Source organism: Colwellia sp. MT41, assembly GCF_001444365.1.
In the GTDB taxonomy this organism is placed as follows: domain Bacteria; phylum Pseudomonadota; class Gammaproteobacteria; order Enterobacterales; family Alteromonadaceae; genus Colwellia; species Colwellia marinimaniae.
The window spans coordinates 1,377,318-1,395,254 of the sequence record NZ_CP013145.1; the positions used below are offsets into that span (position 1 = coordinate 1,377,318).

A 17,937-nucleotide genomic window follows, 5' to 3' on the forward strand; every position below is an offset into this window, starting at 1 on the left:
GTAGACAGTCTAAAAGTAAGTAATTTGAGGGGCAAGTAATATGTCAGATGAGAGAAGAAGTAAAAGTGGTAAAGTTGACGCTAGTGATGAAGTGCTGCAATGGGTAACCTTTAAGTTACAAAATGAAACTTACGGTATTAATGTTATGCAGGTGCAAGAGGTTTTACGTTATAGTGAAATTGCTCCGGTACCTGGTGCCCCTCTTTATGTACTTGGTATCATAAATTTGCGCGGTAATGTTGTTACTGTTATTGATACCCGCTGTCGATTTGGTTTAGAGCCTTGTGATATTACCGATAATACCCGTGTGGTGGTTATCGAATCGGAAAAACAAGTGATAGGGATCTTAGTTGATAGTGTTGCTGAAGTTGTCTATTTAAAGTCTTCAGAAATAGATGATGCACCCAACGTTGGTAATGAAGAAAGTGCTCAGTTCATCCAAGGGGTATCAAACCGTGATGGTGAATTACTTATTTTAGTAGATTTAGATAAACTACTTTCAGACGATGAGTGGGATGAACTCAAGCAATTTTAATGCTATTATTTTCAGCGCTAGATATTGTTGACCTAAGTTTAAGCCGGTATATACAAAGTTTTCACTTATTCACTTATACGTTTAAATTTATTTAAGGCAAAAATCACCAATGTCATTGTTAGCGGTCCCGATAATTGCTGTGTTAGCGCTATTCCTTGTAGTGCTTTCTAGTACGGTGTTTTTTATCTATTTAACTAAGCTTAAAGGTAAATTATCTATGCTAGAAATAAAAATGCAAAGCGCTGTTTTATTCGTTGACGAATTACAAAGCTTAAATAACAAGTTACAGCAAGAGTTTGAGCTCATGGCGAGCAATAGTGAGCAGTTTGCTATCGAAAATAGTCAAGTCTCGAAACAATTAGAGCATAGTATTAAAAAACTACAGCAGCAAGCTATTGAGCAACAGCAGCTATTAAGCCAATGGCAAGAGAGCCAAGGGCAGAATAAATTTTATAATCGTGCTTTTAAATTAGCAGCAAAGGGTGCCAATATAGAGGAAATTATCAGTGAATGTGAATTACCTCGAGCAGAAGTTGAAATGTTGCTTTCAGTCTACCAACAACGTGCTCGCTCTCAGTAAATAATTGCCAGCAACGTTTACTTAATGAAAGTAAATATTGTAAAACTGCGCTGAAACGTTATTCACCCAACAATTGATTTCATGTTAAACTGCCGTCGTTTTCTCATACATATCATGTAACGGCAAGGAACTTAGCCCTGTGAGCTCAGCTATAACCCCATATTTTCGACTCTTGATACTTGTTATTATTATTACTCTTGCTGGTTGTACGTCGACACCAAAACAGCAAGAGCAAGACAATTTTTATGATGACGCTAGCTTAAGTGACTCTAGAGATCCCTTTGAAGCGATTAACAGACCCTTTTGGACTTTTACTTGGGATTATGTCGATAAGTATATTGCAAAACCCTCATCAGAAGTTTACACAACGTACACACCGCCATTTTTACGGACTGGCTTATACAATATGGCGTTAAATTTAAACGAACCTTCAAGTATTATTAATAATGTCTTGCAGTTAAAGTTTACTGCTGCGGCTAAAAACACCGGTAGATTTGTTCTTAATTCAACGATTGGTTTATTTGGCTTTTATGATCCTGCCAGTGATTATGACTGGTCTGGAGAGCAAGAAGAGTTTGGTGAAGTATTAGGTATTTACGGAATTGGCGATGGACCCTATATTGTTATCCCAGGTTTGGGGCCTAGTTCTGTTCGTGAAGAAGTGGGGGATTACGTCGATGGTCTTTATTGGCCCCTGGTTGTTATTAATTTTTGGCCTAATATTGCCCGCTTAGGCATATTAGGTTTAGAAAAGAGAGCAGCCGTCCGAGATCAAGAGCAGTTAGTTACCGAGTCCGAAGATCCCTATGAATTTATTAAAAATGCATATTTCCAAAATATGAATTATAAACTTTACGACGGTAATCCTCCTATCATCATTAATGAAGCAGAAGAAGACGAAATAGATGCCTTACTTGATGATTTTTATGAGAGCTACTAGCTCATAGTCTTTTATTAATAAATAGAATAAACGAGTACCTATGCCGATAACAATTTGTTAGAATTGCGGCAATTTTTTTAGATACACTATATTGGAATAATTAAATGAATATCATTGAAGGTTCGTTTGAAGCAAAAGGCAAAAAATTTGCTATTGTAGTATCACGTTTTAATCACTTTATTGTTGATAGTTTGTTAGACGGCGCAATTGACGCGCTAAAACGCCATGGTAATGTTAATGATAACGATATCACAGTAGTTCGTGTACCGGGGGCATATGAGTTACCGCTAGCGGCTAAAAAATTGGCAGCAAAAGATACGTTTGATGCCATTATTGCTATTGGCGCAGTTATCCGTGGTGGTACCCCTCACTTTGAATTTGTTGCTGGTGAGTGTAATAAAGGTTTAGCACAAGTTTGTTTAGACGCTGAAATTCCCGTTGCCTTTGGTGTGATTACCACCGACTCTATTGAACAAGCAATTGAACGAGCTGGTACTAAGGCCGGTAATAAAGGCGCTGAAGCAGCTCTTAGCGCATTAGAAATGGTAAATGTTTTAGCTAAAATTTAATATTCTAACTTTACCCCTAACATTATTCCTAAACTTAACAAAAGTGGCAACCTATTGTGAAACCGTCTCCTAGAAGAAAAGCCCGTGAGTTAGCCGTACAAGCTATCTATTCATGGCAAGTTAGTAAAAACCCAGTAAATGATATTGAAGCTAATTTTATTGTAGATAACAGCAAACGCCGTTTTGATACTGAATACTTTCAATTATTATTACGCGGTGTAACCGCCAATATTAGTGATATAGATGCGGCTATTTCCCCTCATGTTGATCGTCCGCTTAAGGATATTGATCAAGTGGAGAAGGCGATACTACGTGTGGCAGTGTTTGAGCTGAAAGATTGTACTGATGTACCTTATCGTGTGGTGATAAATGAAGCTATAGAGTTAGCTAAGTCATTTGCTGCTGATGATAGCCATAAGTTTGTTAACGGTGTTTTAGATAAAACCGTCAAGTTAATTCGTCCTCAAGATTAATCTATTCGTAGCAATTTATTAGTATCAATCTATTAGTAACTAAAGGCTTAGCATGAAAGAGTTCGAGTTAATTAAACATTTCTTCACCAAACAAAAAGTTAAGCGTAAAGATGTTGAGCTTGGTATAGGAGATGATTGCGCTGTTTTAGCACCTATTGAAAATCAAAATATAGTGGTAACGACAGATACATTAGTAGCTGGCGTACATTTTCCCTTTGATACTAGCCCTAGAGCCATTGGCCATAAGTCGGTAGCGGTAAATTTATCTGATATTGCCGCAATGGGGGCTAAGCCAAGTTGGTTGTCTTTAGCGTTAACGATACCGGAGGTGGATGAAAATTGGCTAAAAGAGTTTTGTGAAGGTGTCTTTGAATTATGTGAGTTTTACAATGTAGAGCTCATTGGCGGAGATACTACTCAAGGACCATTAAGTATTACTATTACCGCGCAGGGATTGACGCCTAAAGGCAGTTATTTATCACGATCTGGTGCTAAAGCGGGGGACTGGCTTTATGTTACCGGTGAACTCGGTGATGCAGCATTAGCTTTACAGCAAATTACCGGTAAAGTCGATATTGAGCCACAGTTTACTAGCATTTTAAGAAAAAAACTTGATTATCCAAAGCCAAGGATTTTGGCCGGACAAACGCTGCGTGAATATGCTTCGGCAGCGATAGATCTTTCCGATGGATTAATGGCTGATTTGGGACATATATGTCAAGCATCCAATGTCGGCGCTAATGTCGTGCTCGATGCCTTACCTATTTCGACTATCATGCGAGATAGTCTTCTCAGTGATGATGCCATCGCCTTGGCATTATCGGGAGGCGATGATTATGAACTCTTATTTACCGTATCTGAAGATAACAAGGTGGGGATGGAAACTGCAATGTCTCATGCAGGGACACCGATTACGTGTATAGGACAAATGAATGCCTCCCAAACTATTTCAACCACATTAAATAATAAAGCTATACCTATCAATACTGCTGGTTTTGAGCATTTCACCGAATAGCTTCTTTTAGCAATTTACTAATCAATCACTAATAAATTAAGCAGTTAATTATATGTCGGCTAAAAATAAACCGGTTAAGTTTAATCTTGCCAATCCAATTCAGTTTTTAGCGTTAGGTTTTGGTAGCGGTTTAGCCCCTAAAGCACCTGGAACCTTTGGTACGCTGGCCGCGGTGCCTATATTCCTACTTATGAGTGGCTTGACGCCATTAATATATGCCTTACTGGTCTTAGTTGTTTGCATCTCGGGTATTTATATCTGTGGCAAAGCGGCTAGTGATGTTGGTGTACATGATCATGGCGCAATTGTTTGGGATGAGTTCGCTGGATTTTTTATAACTATGTTCATGGTACCTGTGAGTTGGCAGAGTGTCTTGGTCGGTTTTGTTTTATTTAGAATATTTGATATTGCTAAGCCTTGGCCAATATCCATAGCAGATAAAAAGCTAACGGGTGGCTTTGGTATCATGTTTGATGATGTACTCGCAGGTTTATTTGCCCTAGTAATCATGCACCTTATTTTCTAATCATTTAAGACACTTTTAATTATCATGCTTTATCACACGCTAACGGCTAAGACTTTAGTTAGCCAGCAAGGGCTTATTTGACTATCATTACTTTAGAACAATAGTATTTTCACCACTTTTACGCTAAGTTTAAAGCAGGTAATAAGTGCAGTTGATGATAAGTAATGGCTTTTATAGCAATTCTATCAAATCTATTCCCAGTTAATAGCTATGTCAGAGCTTCACAATAGTGCTGAAATTGGTTAGAACCAGTCATCTATAATGAATTTAACGCTGTTAGTAGTGCGCTGACAACTTGAAAAAGAGCGGGTTGTTAAAGACCTAAAGGCGGCTTACTGATTGATAACAGCGGTTTATTAGTAAACAGTAACTTACCGGTAAGGCTTTAAATCCTCTTTGAGCAGGGAATAATTAAATAAACCTGCTATTACAGCAAAATATTTAGCCCAATTACTTGTTTTTTTCAGCACTGCCCTCAGGTCTATTATTAAGTAGCACATTATTTTTAAGTAAAGTGTCATTTAGGTAAAATAGTCATTAAGTAACAGTAAAAAAGGAATACCTATGAAAATAAATCTTTCTGGTCATCACGTAGAAGTTACTGATTCAATCAAAGAATATATCGAAGAAAAATTCTCAAAAATAGCCAACCATTTTCCAACATTAATAGCCTTAGACGTCATTCTTTCTAAAGAGCACCATAAACATCAAGTTGAGCTATCAACAAGTTATGAAGGCGGACGAATTTCTGCAACGGGTTTAGACGCGGTTATGTTTCCGGCTATTGCGGCTGCAGCAAAAAAATTAGACGCGGCACTAAAACACAGAAAAGGGCAACTAAAAGCCAATTTACATGAAAAACCAGGTGCGACAACCCCTGAAATAGCCCATGAAAAAATACAAGAAATGAACTTGTCATAACATTGATATCATTTAGACACCAGAAAAGCTGCTGAACCTTGTTCGCAGCTTTTTTTTTAGCATATTTCTGACTTTTTGCTAAGTAACCTGAACTCTGCATAAGCAGCACTTGCTCAATATTCCCCTTTATCCGATGCTCAGCGTTAACACGTCGATAAATAACCCGTTATTCATAAATGTTTTACCTTGATAATCGAATAAATTGAAACATTGATAGTGTATATTGCTACTTAATCTTGTATATTTTGTTCTTAACAACCGTAAGTCGTTGTTTTTACTTAACCATCAAGCACTCATTATCCAGAGTTCAGGTTAAGTAGTACAAATAATTACTGTTATGACGACTCGCTGTGTAATAATCAAAGCCATTAATATTAAAAGCATTAACCCACAAGGAATTTTTGATGCTAAAACGCTTTTTAAGACAACCCCATAGCTCTTTATTTACAACCAGTAAACTTGCATTGGTGGTATTGTTTTCCCTGACACTAAGTGCTTGTGGTAAAACAGAAGTTAAGGTAAAACCACCAGCGCCAGCTGTTTCTGTCTACTCAGTTAAAGCACAAGCCATTGGTGGATATCGTGAGTTTGTCGCACGAACAGAAGCTTTCAAAGAGGCTGACTTACGCGCCCGTGTTGAAGGGGAGTTAATTGCCCGTCATTTTAGAGAAGGCACTAATGTTGAAAAGGGTCAAGTATTATTAGAAATCGACCCCGCAGCATACAAGGCAGCATTATCAGCAGCAAAGGCAGATTTAAGCGCTAGAATATCAGGAGAAGAAAATGCCAAGCGTAACTTAAAGCGAGCCAATAAACTTATTAATGATGGTTATATTTCTCAATCTGACTATGACAGGTTAACCACAGAAGAGTCACAAGCTAAATCAGCGGTTAAAGCTGCAGCAGCGTCACTTGAAAAAGCTGAACTTGATTTGAGCTATACCACAATCAAAGCACCTTTTACTGGCCGTATCGGTAAAGTAAATTACAATATCGGCAATATTGTTGGCCCAACAAGTAGCCCTTTAGCAACCTTGATTATAAGTGACCCTATTTATGTAAGCTTCCAAGTTGAAGAAAGCTTTTACATTTCTTATTTGCAAGAAAATCAGGGCGCAAGAACTGGCAACAAAGGTGAATTTGAGCTATCGCTACGTCTGCCAAATAATTCTACCTATCAAGAAAAAGGCAAGTTCGATTTTGCCGATACTAAAATTTCCCAAGGTATGGGTACCGTTGAACTGCGAACTATTTTTCCTAATCCTAGAGATATCATATTACCAGGACTATTTGTCACCTTGATTGTTGAAACACGAGATAAAGAGCAAATGGCACTAATTCCACAAGCGGCAGTACAACAAAATCAACAAGGTAAATTTGTCTTAATTGTCGGCAAAGATAATAAGGTCAAATTACGTCACGTGGTCTTAGGGCGCCGAATTAATGCCATGTGGGTTGTTGAAAAAGGTGTTGCTATTGGTGAGCAAGTGATAGTTGAAGGCTTACAAAAAGTTCGCCCTGGTGTTGAAGTTAATGGCGTTAAAAAACAGGTTAATCCACTAACGGGCACAATCACAGATTTTAATGATAAAGCAACAAATCCTGATAAAGCCAATGATGTAAATATTAGCTCAAACGCTGCAGTCAATAAGTAAACAAGGACGATTTTATGATCAGTAAAGTTTTTATCAACCGCCCTAAATTTGCGTTTGTTATCTCTATTGTTATCACGCTTGCCGGCTTAATTGCCATGAGTGTGTTACCAGTAAATATGTATCCAGAAATAACACCAACTCAAGTTCAAATCTCTGCCATCTATCCAGGAGCCAGTGCGCAAGTGGTGGAAGAGTCAGTTATTAGGCCGATTGAAGAACAAATTAATGGTGTAGAAGATATGATGTATATCGAATCTTCTGCTTCCAATAATGGCAGTGCTATTATTACGGTATTTTTCAAAGTCGGTACCGATGGCGATATTGCCCAAGTTAACGTGCAAAATAGAGTCGCCTTAGCGAGCAGCTCTTTACCTGCCGAGGTCATTCGTCAAGGGGTTGATGTTAAGAAAAAATCTAGTTCAATGTTGTTAGGTATTAACTTGTTTTCAGAACAAGAAGGTATTGACCAACTCTTTTTAAGTAATTATGCCACTAACTATTTAACTGAGCCTTTAGGCCGTATTCCTGGTGTTGCCTCAGCAGAAATTATGGGTGAAATGACCTATAGCATGCGTGTCTGGCTAAACCCAGAACGCATGGCATCGTTAAGTATTACCGTCACTGAAGTACGGCAGGCATTAGAAGAGCAAAATATGATTGTGGCTGCCGGTAAATTTGGGGCTAGCCCATCGTTACCGAACCAACAGTTCGAGTACTCTATTCAAGCCACAGGGCGTTTACAAACGCCAGAGGAGTTTGGCCAAATCATAATCCGTGCTCAGCTTAATGGTAACTTTATTCGTTTAAGTGATATTGCTCGTTTGGAATTAGGTGCCGAAGATTACTCAACACAAGCAAGGTTAAATGGTAAAGAAACCGCCTTTCTTGTTATCTACCAACTACCTGATTCTAATGCTACTGAAGTCGCTTCGTTAGTTAAGGCAGAAATGGAGAATCTAGCGCAGCGATTCCCTGATGGCCTACAGTATATTATCCCATTCGATACCACTAAGTTTATCGATCGCTCCATGGAAGAAGTGATGGTGACGCTATTTCAAGCGATAGCCTTAGTGGTCTTAGTAGTGTTTTTATTCCTGCAAAATTGGCGTGCCGCCATCATTCCAACCTTAGCAATCCCTGTTTCACTAATAGGTACTTTTGCTTTTATGCTGCTGATGGGTTATTCAATTAACACCATTACCTTATTTGGTTTAGTCCTTGCCATCGGTATTGTGGTAGATGATGCTATTATCGTCATCGAAAATGTTGAGCGAATCTTAAAAGAAGAGCAGTTGCCCATTAAAGAAGCGGTAACCAAAGCGATGGAGCAAGTCTCAGGACCTATTATAGCGACAACCTTAGTACTGCTTGCTGTTTTTGTGCCCGTGGGTTTTATGCCAGGTATTACCGGGGAATTATATAAACAATTCTCAGTGACTATTTCATTTGCGGTAATCATTTCTTCAATTAATGCCTTAACTTTAAGCCCGGCACTTTGTATTGTGTTATTAAGCGCTGAAAAAATGAAACCCATTCGCTGGTTAATACCCTTTGAACGTCTTATTACTAAGGTCACTGGCAGCTATACCAAAGCCGTTGCTTTTATGCTTAAACGACTTACCCGAGTAGGTCTGTTTGTCGGTTTGATTTTTATTGGCGCAGGTTGGTTAACAACTTCTGTACCAACAGCATTTTTGCCTGCTGAAGATCAAGGCTACCTTTTTGTCAATGTACAGCTACCTGATGCTGCATCAAGTAATCGTACTCAGGCGGTATTGGATAAGATCACCCCCATCATTTTAAACGATGCAGCCGTTGATGATATTATTACCGTGTCAGGCTTTTCACTGCTTGGTGGCGCTGGCTCAAATAATGGTCTGGCAATTATTATCCTGAAAGACTGGGACGAGCGTACCGCGCCTGAATTAGGACTAAAGCAGTTGATTCCACGGTTAATGGGGCAATTATGGTCTATGCCTGAAGCGCAAATTATGGTGTTTAATCCGCCGCCTATTCCGGGTCTTGGTAATAGTTCAGGTTTTGAATTTAAATTACAAGACAGTGAAGGCCGAGATCCAGCCGAGTTAGCGCAAGTGATGAATGGTCTTATATATGAGGCGAATCAAAGGCCTGAATTAACACGGGTATTTAGTACCTTTAGAGCTAATGTGCCGCAGTACTTTTTAGAAGTAGACCGTAATAAAGCCAAAGCACAAGGTGTCGCTTTGTCTGATATATTCTCTACTTTACAAGCGCAATTAGGCTCTTTATATATTAATGACTTTAGTCAATTTGGCCGAACCTATCGTGTCACTATCCAAGCGGAAAGTAAGTTTCGAAAAGACCCCTCAGACTTGCGTTATTACTATGTCCGCAATAAAGATAATGAAATGGTACCATTAACAACCTTGGCAACCATTAAACCTATTTTAGGGCCAACAACTATTAGTCACTTTAACTTGTATCGTAGTGCTAGTATCACAGGTAATGCCGCTCCTGGCTTTTCATCCGGACAGGCTATTGATGTTATGGAAGAGCTAGCGAGTAAATTGCCGCAAGGTTATATTTACGAATGGGCGGGACAGTCTAAACAAGAATTAGAAGCAGGCAACTTAGCGATTATTTTATTTAGTTTAGCTATCCTCTTTGTTTACCTATTCTTAGTGGCCCAGTATGAAAGTTGGACTATTCCCTTTTCGGTCTTAGCGGCCGTACCTTTAGCGCTATTTGGTTCAATGTTGGCACTTTATACCGTGGGCATGGCAAATAACATCTATGCGCAAGTGGGTTTGGTATTATTGATCGGACTGTCGACTAAAACCGCCATTTTGATTGTTGAGTTTGCCATGGAACAAAGAGCGGCAGGTGAGACCATCATGAATTCAGCGCTTAATGCCGCAAGAATGCGTTTTCGTGCGGTATTGATGACAGCTTTTTCCTTTATTCTCGGTGTGTTACCCCTAGTCTTTGCTACCGGTGCCGGTGCAGGTAGTCGCGTCTCTCTTGGTGTCACCGTACTCTCAGGTATGATCGCAGCAACGCTGTTTGGTACCTTACTGGTACCTTATTTCTATCTAGTGATTCAGCGCATGCGAGAAAAATTTAAAGGTCATACTGATATAACTTAACGGTTTTACTAAGTTGCAGTAAGTTATAGCACTAAAAAAGGGCACCTTAATAGGTGCCCTTTTTATTTGTTTACGCTAAGTTTTAGATGAGACTCTAGCCACTAGTAAGAGATATTAACCAGATAGTGAAGCAGCTATTATTGCTCTACTATTTCACCTTGTTCAGCATTATTATCTTGCTCAGCAAGTTTAGCTCTATCGGCTTTTGATACGTATTTAGGTTTATTAGGGGTATGCAATTTAGCATTCATTTTTTTTATCTTCTTATTCAAAATATTATTCATTTTCTTTTTTCTGTTCATCTTTTTATCTCTACATATAAACTAAAATTTATTTTGGCTGTGCGTTACTAAAATTTACTACCAAGGCTAATAAGCTCTTAGTGGCAACTAACTGAATTGACTTGCTATAACTACCACAAGCATCAAAGGAATATAGGGGTATAACACCGTTGGTTTTAATGAATTACTAACATACTCGCTAATAAGTACCTTGCTAGTTGGACGATTCATTTGCCACTGTTTATACATTAAATAAGGTTGCATTGACTCAGAGGTCTGTTCAGCTTCATTTAGCACTAATTTATCTTCTATCACCATTATCGCATTTGCAGTGCGACACTGAAAGGTTTTCCAAATTCCTTCTTGTAACCAGAGCACAGCTAATAGCGTTAAGCTAACCAACATTGTTATGGCAAAGGTAAAGGTCAACAAGGTGATAGTGGTGGCAACAAGCTTGATAATTAAAGCGTAATGTTCATAATCTTCGTGATTGTTATTCAAGGTTTGCCATTGCTGGAGTAATAACTGTTTTGAAACTGTTGTCATAGGGTTGCATACCATTGTTTTTATATACTCAAACTACTTCAAACTGCATGATTCAGTTGGAATTAGAAACGTATTAGGCAAGGTATTGATTGAAGAGAATGGTTATTCCCTTGTCAAAATCAATAACGCTGGATAAAACGTTTCTAAACCAACCCTTTGGGGGCTGCTGAGTAACTCATGCCCGTCGTTGCACCTGTTTTTAAGGGAAGAATCATTAATAAAAAGGTGCGCCTTGATCATGAATTACTCAACAGTCCTGAACAAGCATTTTGAAGTCGCTTGAGTATATACTGGGGTTGAGCAAAAAATACTGTTATTATGCGCGCAATATCTTTCTCATGAAAGTTTCTTATCATTTGGCTCGCGTTTGGCAGAGCTATTTAGTCCATAGGCGGTTACCTTGAGCACAAATCCTACAACATCTTCTTTAGCTTTCTCATCATTAAGCTTAAAAGAGGAGTTAGTTAAAAACTTATCGTCCCTTGGCTATGAGAAAATGACACCCATTCAAGCGAAAACATTACCTGAATTGCTTAAGGGCAAAGATGTTATTGGCGAAGCAAAAACCGGTTCAGGTAAAACCGCAGCTTTTGGTTTAGCCTTACTTAACAAACTAGACGTTAAAAAGTTTCGCATTCAATCAATGGTGATTTGTCCAACCCGTGAACTGGCTGACCAAGTGGCGAAAGAGTTGAGAAAACTAGCACGTGGTATTCATAATATTAAAATATTGACACTTTGTGGCGGTACACCCTTTGGTCCACAAATTGGTTCTTTAGAGCATGGTGCCCATGTTATTGTTGGTACCCCGGGTCGCCTTGAAGAACACGTTATAAAAGGTACCTTACAATTAGAACATTTAAACTTGTTAGTGCTAGATGAAGCTGACCGTATGTTAGAAATGGGCTTTCAAGCGGCACTTGACAATATTGTTGGACGTACACCACTTGACCGTCAAACGTTACTTTTTAGTGCTACCTTTCCAGACCAAATTCAGTCTATTAGCGAAAGTATCATGACCGATCCAGTAATGGTTAAAATCGCTGCTAGTGAAGACCAATCAACTATCAGTCAAATGTTTTTTAAAGTCGGCAGCGATGAAGACCGTTTAGACGCGTTACGTTTGTTGTTATTAGATAAGCAAGTTGAATCGACCGTTATTTTTTGTAATACCAAAAAAGAAACCCAGCAAGTTGCCGAGAGCTTACATTTTGATGGCTTTAGCGTCTTAGCTTTACATGGTGATTTAGAGCAACGTGATAGAGATCAAACCTTATTACGCTTTGCTAATAAAAGTACTTCAATTCTTGTCGCGACTGACGTTGCCGCACGTGGTTTAGATATCGACAGTTTAGACCTAGTGATTAATTACCATATTGCCCGTGATAGTGAGGTGCATGTACACAGAATTGGTCGTACAGGGCGTGCCGGCAGTAAAGGTTTAGCTTATTCACTCTTTAGTGATAAAGAAAGCTATAAAGTCGGCTTACTTGAAGATTATCTTGACGCCGTGATCACCCCTGAGCCATTACCATCATTAGCCGTACTGGCTAATGAACGTCCACAAGCTAAAATGGCGACCATTCAAATTGATGGTGGTAAAAAGCAAAAAGTACGTCCAGGTGATATCTTAGGCGCGCTTACCGGTGATAATGGCATCAAGGGCTCACAAGTGGGAAAAATTTCAGTACACGATAACAAAGCCTATGTTGCCGTTGCTAAAGGCGCATTGAAATTAGCGTTAAGAAAATTAGCCAAAGGCAAAATGAAAGGGCGAACTTTTAATGCACGTCACTTAACGGTTTAATTAGCCAGTTAGTCAATCTATAAAGCCTAATGAAAAAAGCCTACCAAGAGCTGCTTGCTAACCAGCAGCTTGATTTTGATCCGGCTCAAACTCAAGCCATCGATGCTTTAGTTTTACTCTCCGAGCAACTTGTCACTAGAAAAAGCACAGCTAAACACCGTCAGGGCTCGGTGAGAGGTTTATATTTTCATGGCAGAGTAGGGCGGGGTAAAACTATGCTGATGGATTTATTTTATCAGCAACTTGCCATAAAAAATAAAAAGCGCATTCATTTCCATCACTTTATGGAAAGTGTTCACCAGCAACTGGCTCAGTTAACCGGACAATCAGAGCCGCTTAGCCATATTGCCAAAGCGTGGGCAAAAAACATTGATCTATTATGCTTTGATGAATTTTTTGTTACCGATATTGGTGATGCTATGCTGCTTAGTGGTTTATTTTCGGCACTATTTAGTCAAGGTGTGACGCTTGTTGCTACCTCTAATTGTCGGCCTGAGCAGCTGTATCGTAATGGCTTACAAAGAGAGCGCTTCCTACCCACTATCGCTTTGCTCAAGCAATATTGTCAGGTTATCTCTATTGATGGTGAAGTGGATCATAGACGAAGTAACCTGGCTAAAAATGCCATTTATACTAATTATTTTTTATTAGCTAACCAAGGTGAGAAAAAATTAAATGCCCGCTATAAAAGTCTAACAAAGACCGAGCAGTTAGTTGCTGGCGAAATAGAGATTAATCACCGACCGCTGAGTTATTTAGCTCAAAGTGATCAGGTTATTTTTTTCGACTTTTTTGCTCTGTGTTCAGGTCCCCGTAGTCAGCGAGACTATATGGCGCTAGCGCAAGACTTCTCCACGGTATTTATTGCTAACGTACCGCAATTTTCAGGTGAATTAGTACCGGCGGTATTTTCAGGCGTTGAAGATAGTTATCAACGTAGCGGTGTTTTAATGGGAGATTTACAGCTACTTGATGACGAAGCGCGAAGATTTATTGCCCTTGTTGATGAGTTCTACGATCAAAAGGTCAACTTAATTGTTAGTGCTGCAGTTGATATCTTTGACCTTTATCAGGGGCAGCAACTTGCCTTTGAATTTCAGCGGTGTCAGTCTCGATTAATGGAAATGCAAAACGGCTGACAATTTCCTATTAAAACTAAAAAACTAATAACTGGTCAATTTGACTAATTAGATTACATTTTATTAGCCTCCTTATATTGATTTTTCTTTATCCGTTTGATATTTATATAAAAATAAACTTGGCACTATGCTTGTAAAGCCCTACAGGTAATTGTAATCAATAGACTCGCTCAACGGGTACTAACCCCCGCTGACTTTAATTTCATAAGGATAGAAACATGACTTACTTTCATCGCACCTTACTAGCAAGTGCACTCACGGTCTCACTGGCATCATCAACGATATATGCCCACCAATCATGTGATGTTGATTTATCGGCCAGCTTCACTATCAACCCTAACGCCATTGAGTTTTTACATGATGAAGGCGAAAATGATGGTGAAATGCGTAGTTTATATAAAATTATCCAGGGTGAAAAACTTATCATTGCTAAGCAAAGTATTGCGCTAACCGATACTCAGCAAGCATTGCTGCGAAAGTATGATGAAAAAATTCGCCAGCTAGTCCCGCAAGTTAAAAGTGTTGCCATTGAAGGTGTTGATTTGGCGGTAGAAGGGGTTAATCTTGCTTTTAATGCGCTATTGGGTGAAGGTAACAGCGTCGCCGCTGATTTGACCCAAGAGTTAACCAAAATACGAGCTCAAATTGTCGCCAACCTATCCATTGAAGATGGCATTTATGTCGGTGTTGATGGTTTAGCCAGCGAAGAGTTACTTGGTAAAGATTTTGAGCAACGTATTGAGTCGGTAGTGGAAAAAGCAGTGTTAAATTCTATGGGCAGCATCTTAATTGCCCTGGGCCAGCGCATGGTAGCAGCAGAGGGTGAGCAGCAAAGTTTTGTAACACGATTGGAAAATTTTTCCGATACCATAGAGCAAGAGATGACAGCTAGGGTTGCTAAAATTGAACAAAAGGCCCTGGCACTTTGTCTCAGTATTGCTGAAGTGGATGCGCTAGAAGAGCAACTGAAAGATGAAATTAAGCTGCTTGCTCATATCAATGTTTTTACCGTGACAGTTGCCCATGATAAGGATGAGCATCATGCGAGCGCAAAGTAGCGGCTAAGTTGTGGTATAAAGGCATATAGCTCTTAGCTATGTTGTCTAATTATTGCCAGTAATTTAACCGCTAAAAGACAATATAAATATTGCTCAACACTAAGGCTCTGCACTGATATAATTGCCGAGTCTTTTTTATATTTTAATTTAGTGAAACATGCACGCTGTCCATCAATTACATCAATACCGTAAAAGCATCAGTACTACCACCTATAAAGCCAGAGGCTATAGGGTTATTCGCTGCCAACTTTGCCAGCTAGCTCAGCAGTTTTGTATCTGTGCACTAGCGCCCAGTCAAGAGCATGTACAAACAACGGCAGGATTCGTATTGCTTATGCATGACACTGAAGTATTAAAACCGAGTAACACCGGCAAACTCATTGCCGACATTATTCCGGATAGCTTTGCTTTTTTATGGTCTAGGACTAAAGTGAACCCAGAGTTATTAGCTGTGCTTAATGATGAAAAGTGGTTTCCTCTGCTGGTTTTTCCGCAAGAATATGCTGGCGATGACCGTAAAGTTTTTACTAACAAGGTTATTTGCCCTGAAGGGAAAAGGCCACTATTTATTATGCTTGATGGCAGTTGGCGTGAAGCCAAAAAAATGTTCCGTAAAAGCCCGTATTTAGACCGTTTTCCCATGGTGTCCTTTGATGCGAAAACGGCTATGCCAGCGGTACTTGGCACTTGTCATAGTGACAGTAACAAGCAAGTATCACCGGTAGGTCAAGACTCTCGCTATACCGTCAGAAAGACTGAGCTTGAGCATCAGTTTTCTACTGCAGAGGTTGGCGCTAGAGTGTTAGCTATGCATGGCGAAACTCATAATGCGGAGCTACTGGATTTATGGTTTGATGTTTTTAATTTTCAATATCAAAAAAGTGTCTGTCAGCGTAACAAAGGCAATGTTAATGCCTTAGAAAATTATCAAAGTTTTGTTAACAAGTTATACCCAAACCACCTCAATATGCCGGATTCAGCAGCCATTGAATAGTAATTAATAATCCGCAGTTAACGTTAAGGTAAACATGCACTTAGCCTTCCCTTGTAAATATTAGTTTGCAAGTATCTATTCGTTCAGCGTTTTTTCATTGCTTTAAAGCTAGCACTTAGCGAATTAAAGTCTTAAGTTAACTTTATTCTACTCAATGTGAGTGGCTATTGAACTTTCATGCAGCAAAGAGCAATAGTCGCTAATATTGTGCTAATAATTACATAAAGGCTTATTATGACTATCAAAGAAATCCCACTCATTATAAATGGTGAGAAAGTTCGCTCTAAAACCGATACTTGGTTGGATGTACTCAATCCCGCGACCCAAGAAGTTGTTGCTCGTGTACCGGTAGCAACCCGTGAAGAAGTTGCAGCTGCCATTGCTAGTGCAGAGCAAGCCTTTAAAAGCTGGTCAAAGGTTTCTTTAACAAATCGAATGCGTATTATGTTTAATTTTCAGCACTTGGTACGTGAACATAGCCAAGAGCTAGCTGAGTTAATTACCTTAGAGCATGGTAAAACCTTACCCGATGCGGAAGGTGAAGTAGGGCGTTCACTTGAAGCTATTGAAAATGCTTGTTCAATTACCCGTCTACAATTAGGAGAAATTGCCAACAATTCGGCCACAGGTATTGATACTTATACCCTGAATAAACCCCTTGGTGTTGGTGTTGGCATTACGGCCTTTAACTTCCCATTAATGTTGCCCGCTTTTATGTTTCCGCCGGCTATTGCTTGTGGTAACACTTTTATATTAAAACCATCCGAGCAAGCCCCCTCATCAACCATACGCTTTGTTGAACTTGCGTTAGAAGCGGGTATCCCTCCAGGTGTTCTTAATGTCATCCATGGTGGCCCTGACGTAGTTAACCAACTTATTGAAAGTGATGCGGTTAAAGCCGTATCGTTTATTGGCTCTACTGCGGTAGGTACCCACGTTTATAATCTTGCCTGTAAACATGGCAAACGTGCACAAGCTATGATGGGCGCTAAAAATCACATGGTGATCATGCCTGATGCTAATAAGGACAGGGCAATTAATGATTTATTAGGCTCAGCTTTTGGGGCCGCTGGTCAACGTTGTATGGCAAATCCAGTCACTATTTTAGTGGGTGAAGCACGTGAGTGGTTACCTGAAATTGTTGCCCGTGCCAAGTTGATGAAAGTTGGCCCGGGTACACAACGTGATGCTGATTTAGGTCCAGTGGTTTCGCCACAAGCTAAAGCACGCATACTTAGCCTGCTTGATTCGGGTGTTGCTCAAGGCGCAGAATTACTTGTTGATGGCAGGAACTGCAAAGTAGAGGGCTACCCTAATGGTAACTTTGTTGGGCCAACGTTATTTAGTAAAGTCACCACAGATATGGATATTTATACCCAAGAAATTTTTGGTCCGGCGTTATGTGTATTAGAAGCTGATACCTTAGATGAAGCGATAGACATTATTAATGCGAACCCTAATGGTAATGGCACCTCATTATTTACTTCTTCAGGTTGGGCCGCTCGAAAATTTGAAAATGAAGTTGATGTTGGTCAAGTCGGTATAAATGTTCCTATTCCTGTACCAGTGGCCTTCTTTAGCTTTACCGGCTCTCGTGGCTCAAAACTAGGGGATTTAGGACCTAATGGTAAGCAAGTGGTAAGTTTTTGGACCTACACTAAATCCGTAACGGCTCGCTGGTTTGAACCTGATCATCAAGACGGTTCAACCATTCATACCACCATTAGTATGAAGTAACAGCGGATTATTTAAGTTATCTCAGTAAAAATA

At 39.5% G+C, this 17,937-nt stretch carries 17 protein-coding genes; 15 read left to right on the forward strand and 2 right to left on the reverse strand.

Translation table 11 applies throughout. The annotated features are described in order from the left end of the window. The first annotated feature begins 40 nt into the window (after positions 1–40). From CMT41_RS05835 to CMT41_RS05880, 10 genes are all read left to right on the forward strand, one after another. Positions 41–535, forward strand: a complete 495-nt coding sequence (locus tag CMT41_RS05835; RefSeq protein ID WP_057180231.1) for a chemotaxis protein CheW — start codon at positions 41–43, stop codon at positions 533–535. Between the two features lie 109 nt (positions 536–644). After that, a complete protein-coding gene (locus tag CMT41_RS05840) occupies positions 645–1,115 on the forward strand; it encodes a DUF2802 domain-containing protein (RefSeq protein ID WP_058026618.1) in 471 nt (156 codons plus the stop codon). 139 nt (positions 1,116–1,254) lie between these two features. Then, positions 1,255–2,055, forward strand: coding sequence for an MlaA family lipoprotein (locus tag CMT41_RS05845; RefSeq protein ID WP_057180235.1), 801 nt, complete (start codon positions 1,255–1,257; stop codon positions 2,053–2,055). Between the two features lie 104 nt (positions 2,056–2,159). Continuing rightward, positions 2,160–2,624, forward strand: a complete 465-nt coding sequence (gene ribH, locus CMT41_RS05850; RefSeq protein WP_057180237.1) for a 6,7-dimethyl-8-ribityllumazine synthase — start codon at positions 2,160–2,162, stop codon at positions 2,622–2,624. Positions 2,625–2,680: 56 nt separating this feature from the next. Then, complete coding sequence (gene nusB, locus CMT41_RS05855) at positions 2,681–3,097, forward strand: transcription antitermination factor NusB (RefSeq protein WP_057180239.1); 417 nt, start codon at positions 2,681–2,683, stop codon at positions 3,095–3,097. 52 nt (positions 3,098–3,149) lie between these two features. Next, on the forward strand, positions 3,150–4,112 hold the full coding sequence (gene thiL / locus CMT41_RS05860) for a thiamine-phosphate kinase (RefSeq protein ID WP_057180241.1): 963 nt from the start codon (positions 3,150–3,152) through the stop codon (positions 4,110–4,112). 52 nt (positions 4,113–4,164) lie between these two features. Then, entirely contained in the window at positions 4,165–4,638 is a 474-nt protein-coding gene (locus CMT41_RS05865; RefSeq protein ID WP_057180243.1) for a phosphatidylglycerophosphatase A family protein, read from the forward strand. A 564-nt stretch (positions 4,639–5,202) separates the two neighbouring features. Next, positions 5,203–5,559 carry a ribosome hibernation-promoting factor, HPF/YfiA family gene (gene hpf, locus CMT41_RS05870; RefSeq protein ID WP_057180245.1) on the forward strand — a complete coding sequence of 119 codons (357 nt, stop codon included), beginning with the start codon at positions 5,203–5,205 and terminating at the stop codon, positions 5,557–5,559. Between the two features lie 404 nt (positions 5,560–5,963). After that, positions 5,964–7,214 (forward strand): efflux RND transporter periplasmic adaptor subunit, encoded by a 1,251-nt coding sequence (locus tag CMT41_RS05875; protein WP_057180246.1) that lies wholly within the window; start codon positions 5,964–5,966, stop codon positions 7,212–7,214. A gap of 14 nt (positions 7,215–7,228) precedes the next feature. Beyond that, on the forward strand, positions 7,229–10,342 hold the full coding sequence (locus CMT41_RS05880; protein WP_057180247.1) for an efflux RND transporter permease subunit: 3,114 nt from the start codon (positions 7,229–7,231) through the stop codon (positions 10,340–10,342). 137 nt (positions 10,343–10,479) lie between these two features. On the opposite strand, the gene CMT41_RS18555 is transcribed toward CMT41_RS05880, so the two are convergent. Together CMT41_RS18555 and CMT41_RS05885 are read right to left on the reverse strand one after the other, a co-directional pair. After that, positions 10,480–10,644 (reverse strand): DUF2986 domain-containing protein, encoded by a 165-nt coding sequence (locus CMT41_RS18555; RefSeq protein WP_082606447.1) that lies wholly within the window; start codon positions 10,642–10,644, stop codon positions 10,480–10,482. A gap of 87 nt (positions 10,645–10,731) precedes the next feature. Further along, on the reverse strand, positions 10,732–11,169 hold the full coding sequence (locus CMT41_RS05885) for a hypothetical protein (RefSeq protein ID WP_058026619.1): 438 nt from the start codon (positions 11,167–11,169) through the stop codon (positions 10,732–10,734). Between the two features lie 400 nt (positions 11,170–11,569). On the opposite strand from CMT41_RS05885, the gene dbpA reads away from it, so the two are divergent. The 5 genes from dbpA (at position 11,570) to CMT41_RS05910 (ending at position 17,904) form a co-directional block, all read left to right on the forward strand. Beyond that, on the forward strand, positions 11,570–12,976 hold the full coding sequence (dbpA, locus tag CMT41_RS05890; RefSeq protein ID WP_058026620.1) for an ATP-dependent RNA helicase DbpA: 1,407 nt from the start codon (positions 11,570–11,572) through the stop codon (positions 12,974–12,976). 29 nt (positions 12,977–13,005) lie between these two features. Then, entirely contained in the window at positions 13,006–14,115 is a 1,110-nt protein-coding gene (gene zapE, locus CMT41_RS05895; protein ID WP_057180253.1) for a cell division protein ZapE, read from the forward strand. Between the two features lie 218 nt (positions 14,116–14,333). Then, a complete protein-coding gene (locus tag CMT41_RS05900) occupies positions 14,334–15,173 on the forward strand; it encodes a DUF2884 family protein (protein WP_058026621.1) in 840 nt (279 codons plus the stop codon). A gap of 157 nt (positions 15,174–15,330) precedes the next feature. After that, complete coding sequence (locus CMT41_RS05905; protein ID WP_058026622.1) at positions 15,331–16,167, forward strand: tRNA-uridine aminocarboxypropyltransferase; 837 nt, start codon at positions 15,331–15,333, stop codon at positions 16,165–16,167. 234 nt (positions 16,168–16,401) lie between these two features. Then, positions 16,402–17,904 carry a CoA-acylating methylmalonate-semialdehyde dehydrogenase gene (locus tag CMT41_RS05910; RefSeq protein ID WP_058026623.1) on the forward strand — a complete coding sequence of 501 codons (1,503 nt, stop codon included), beginning with the start codon at positions 16,402–16,404 and terminating at the stop codon, positions 17,902–17,904. Positions 17,905–17,937 lie beyond the last annotated feature (33 nt).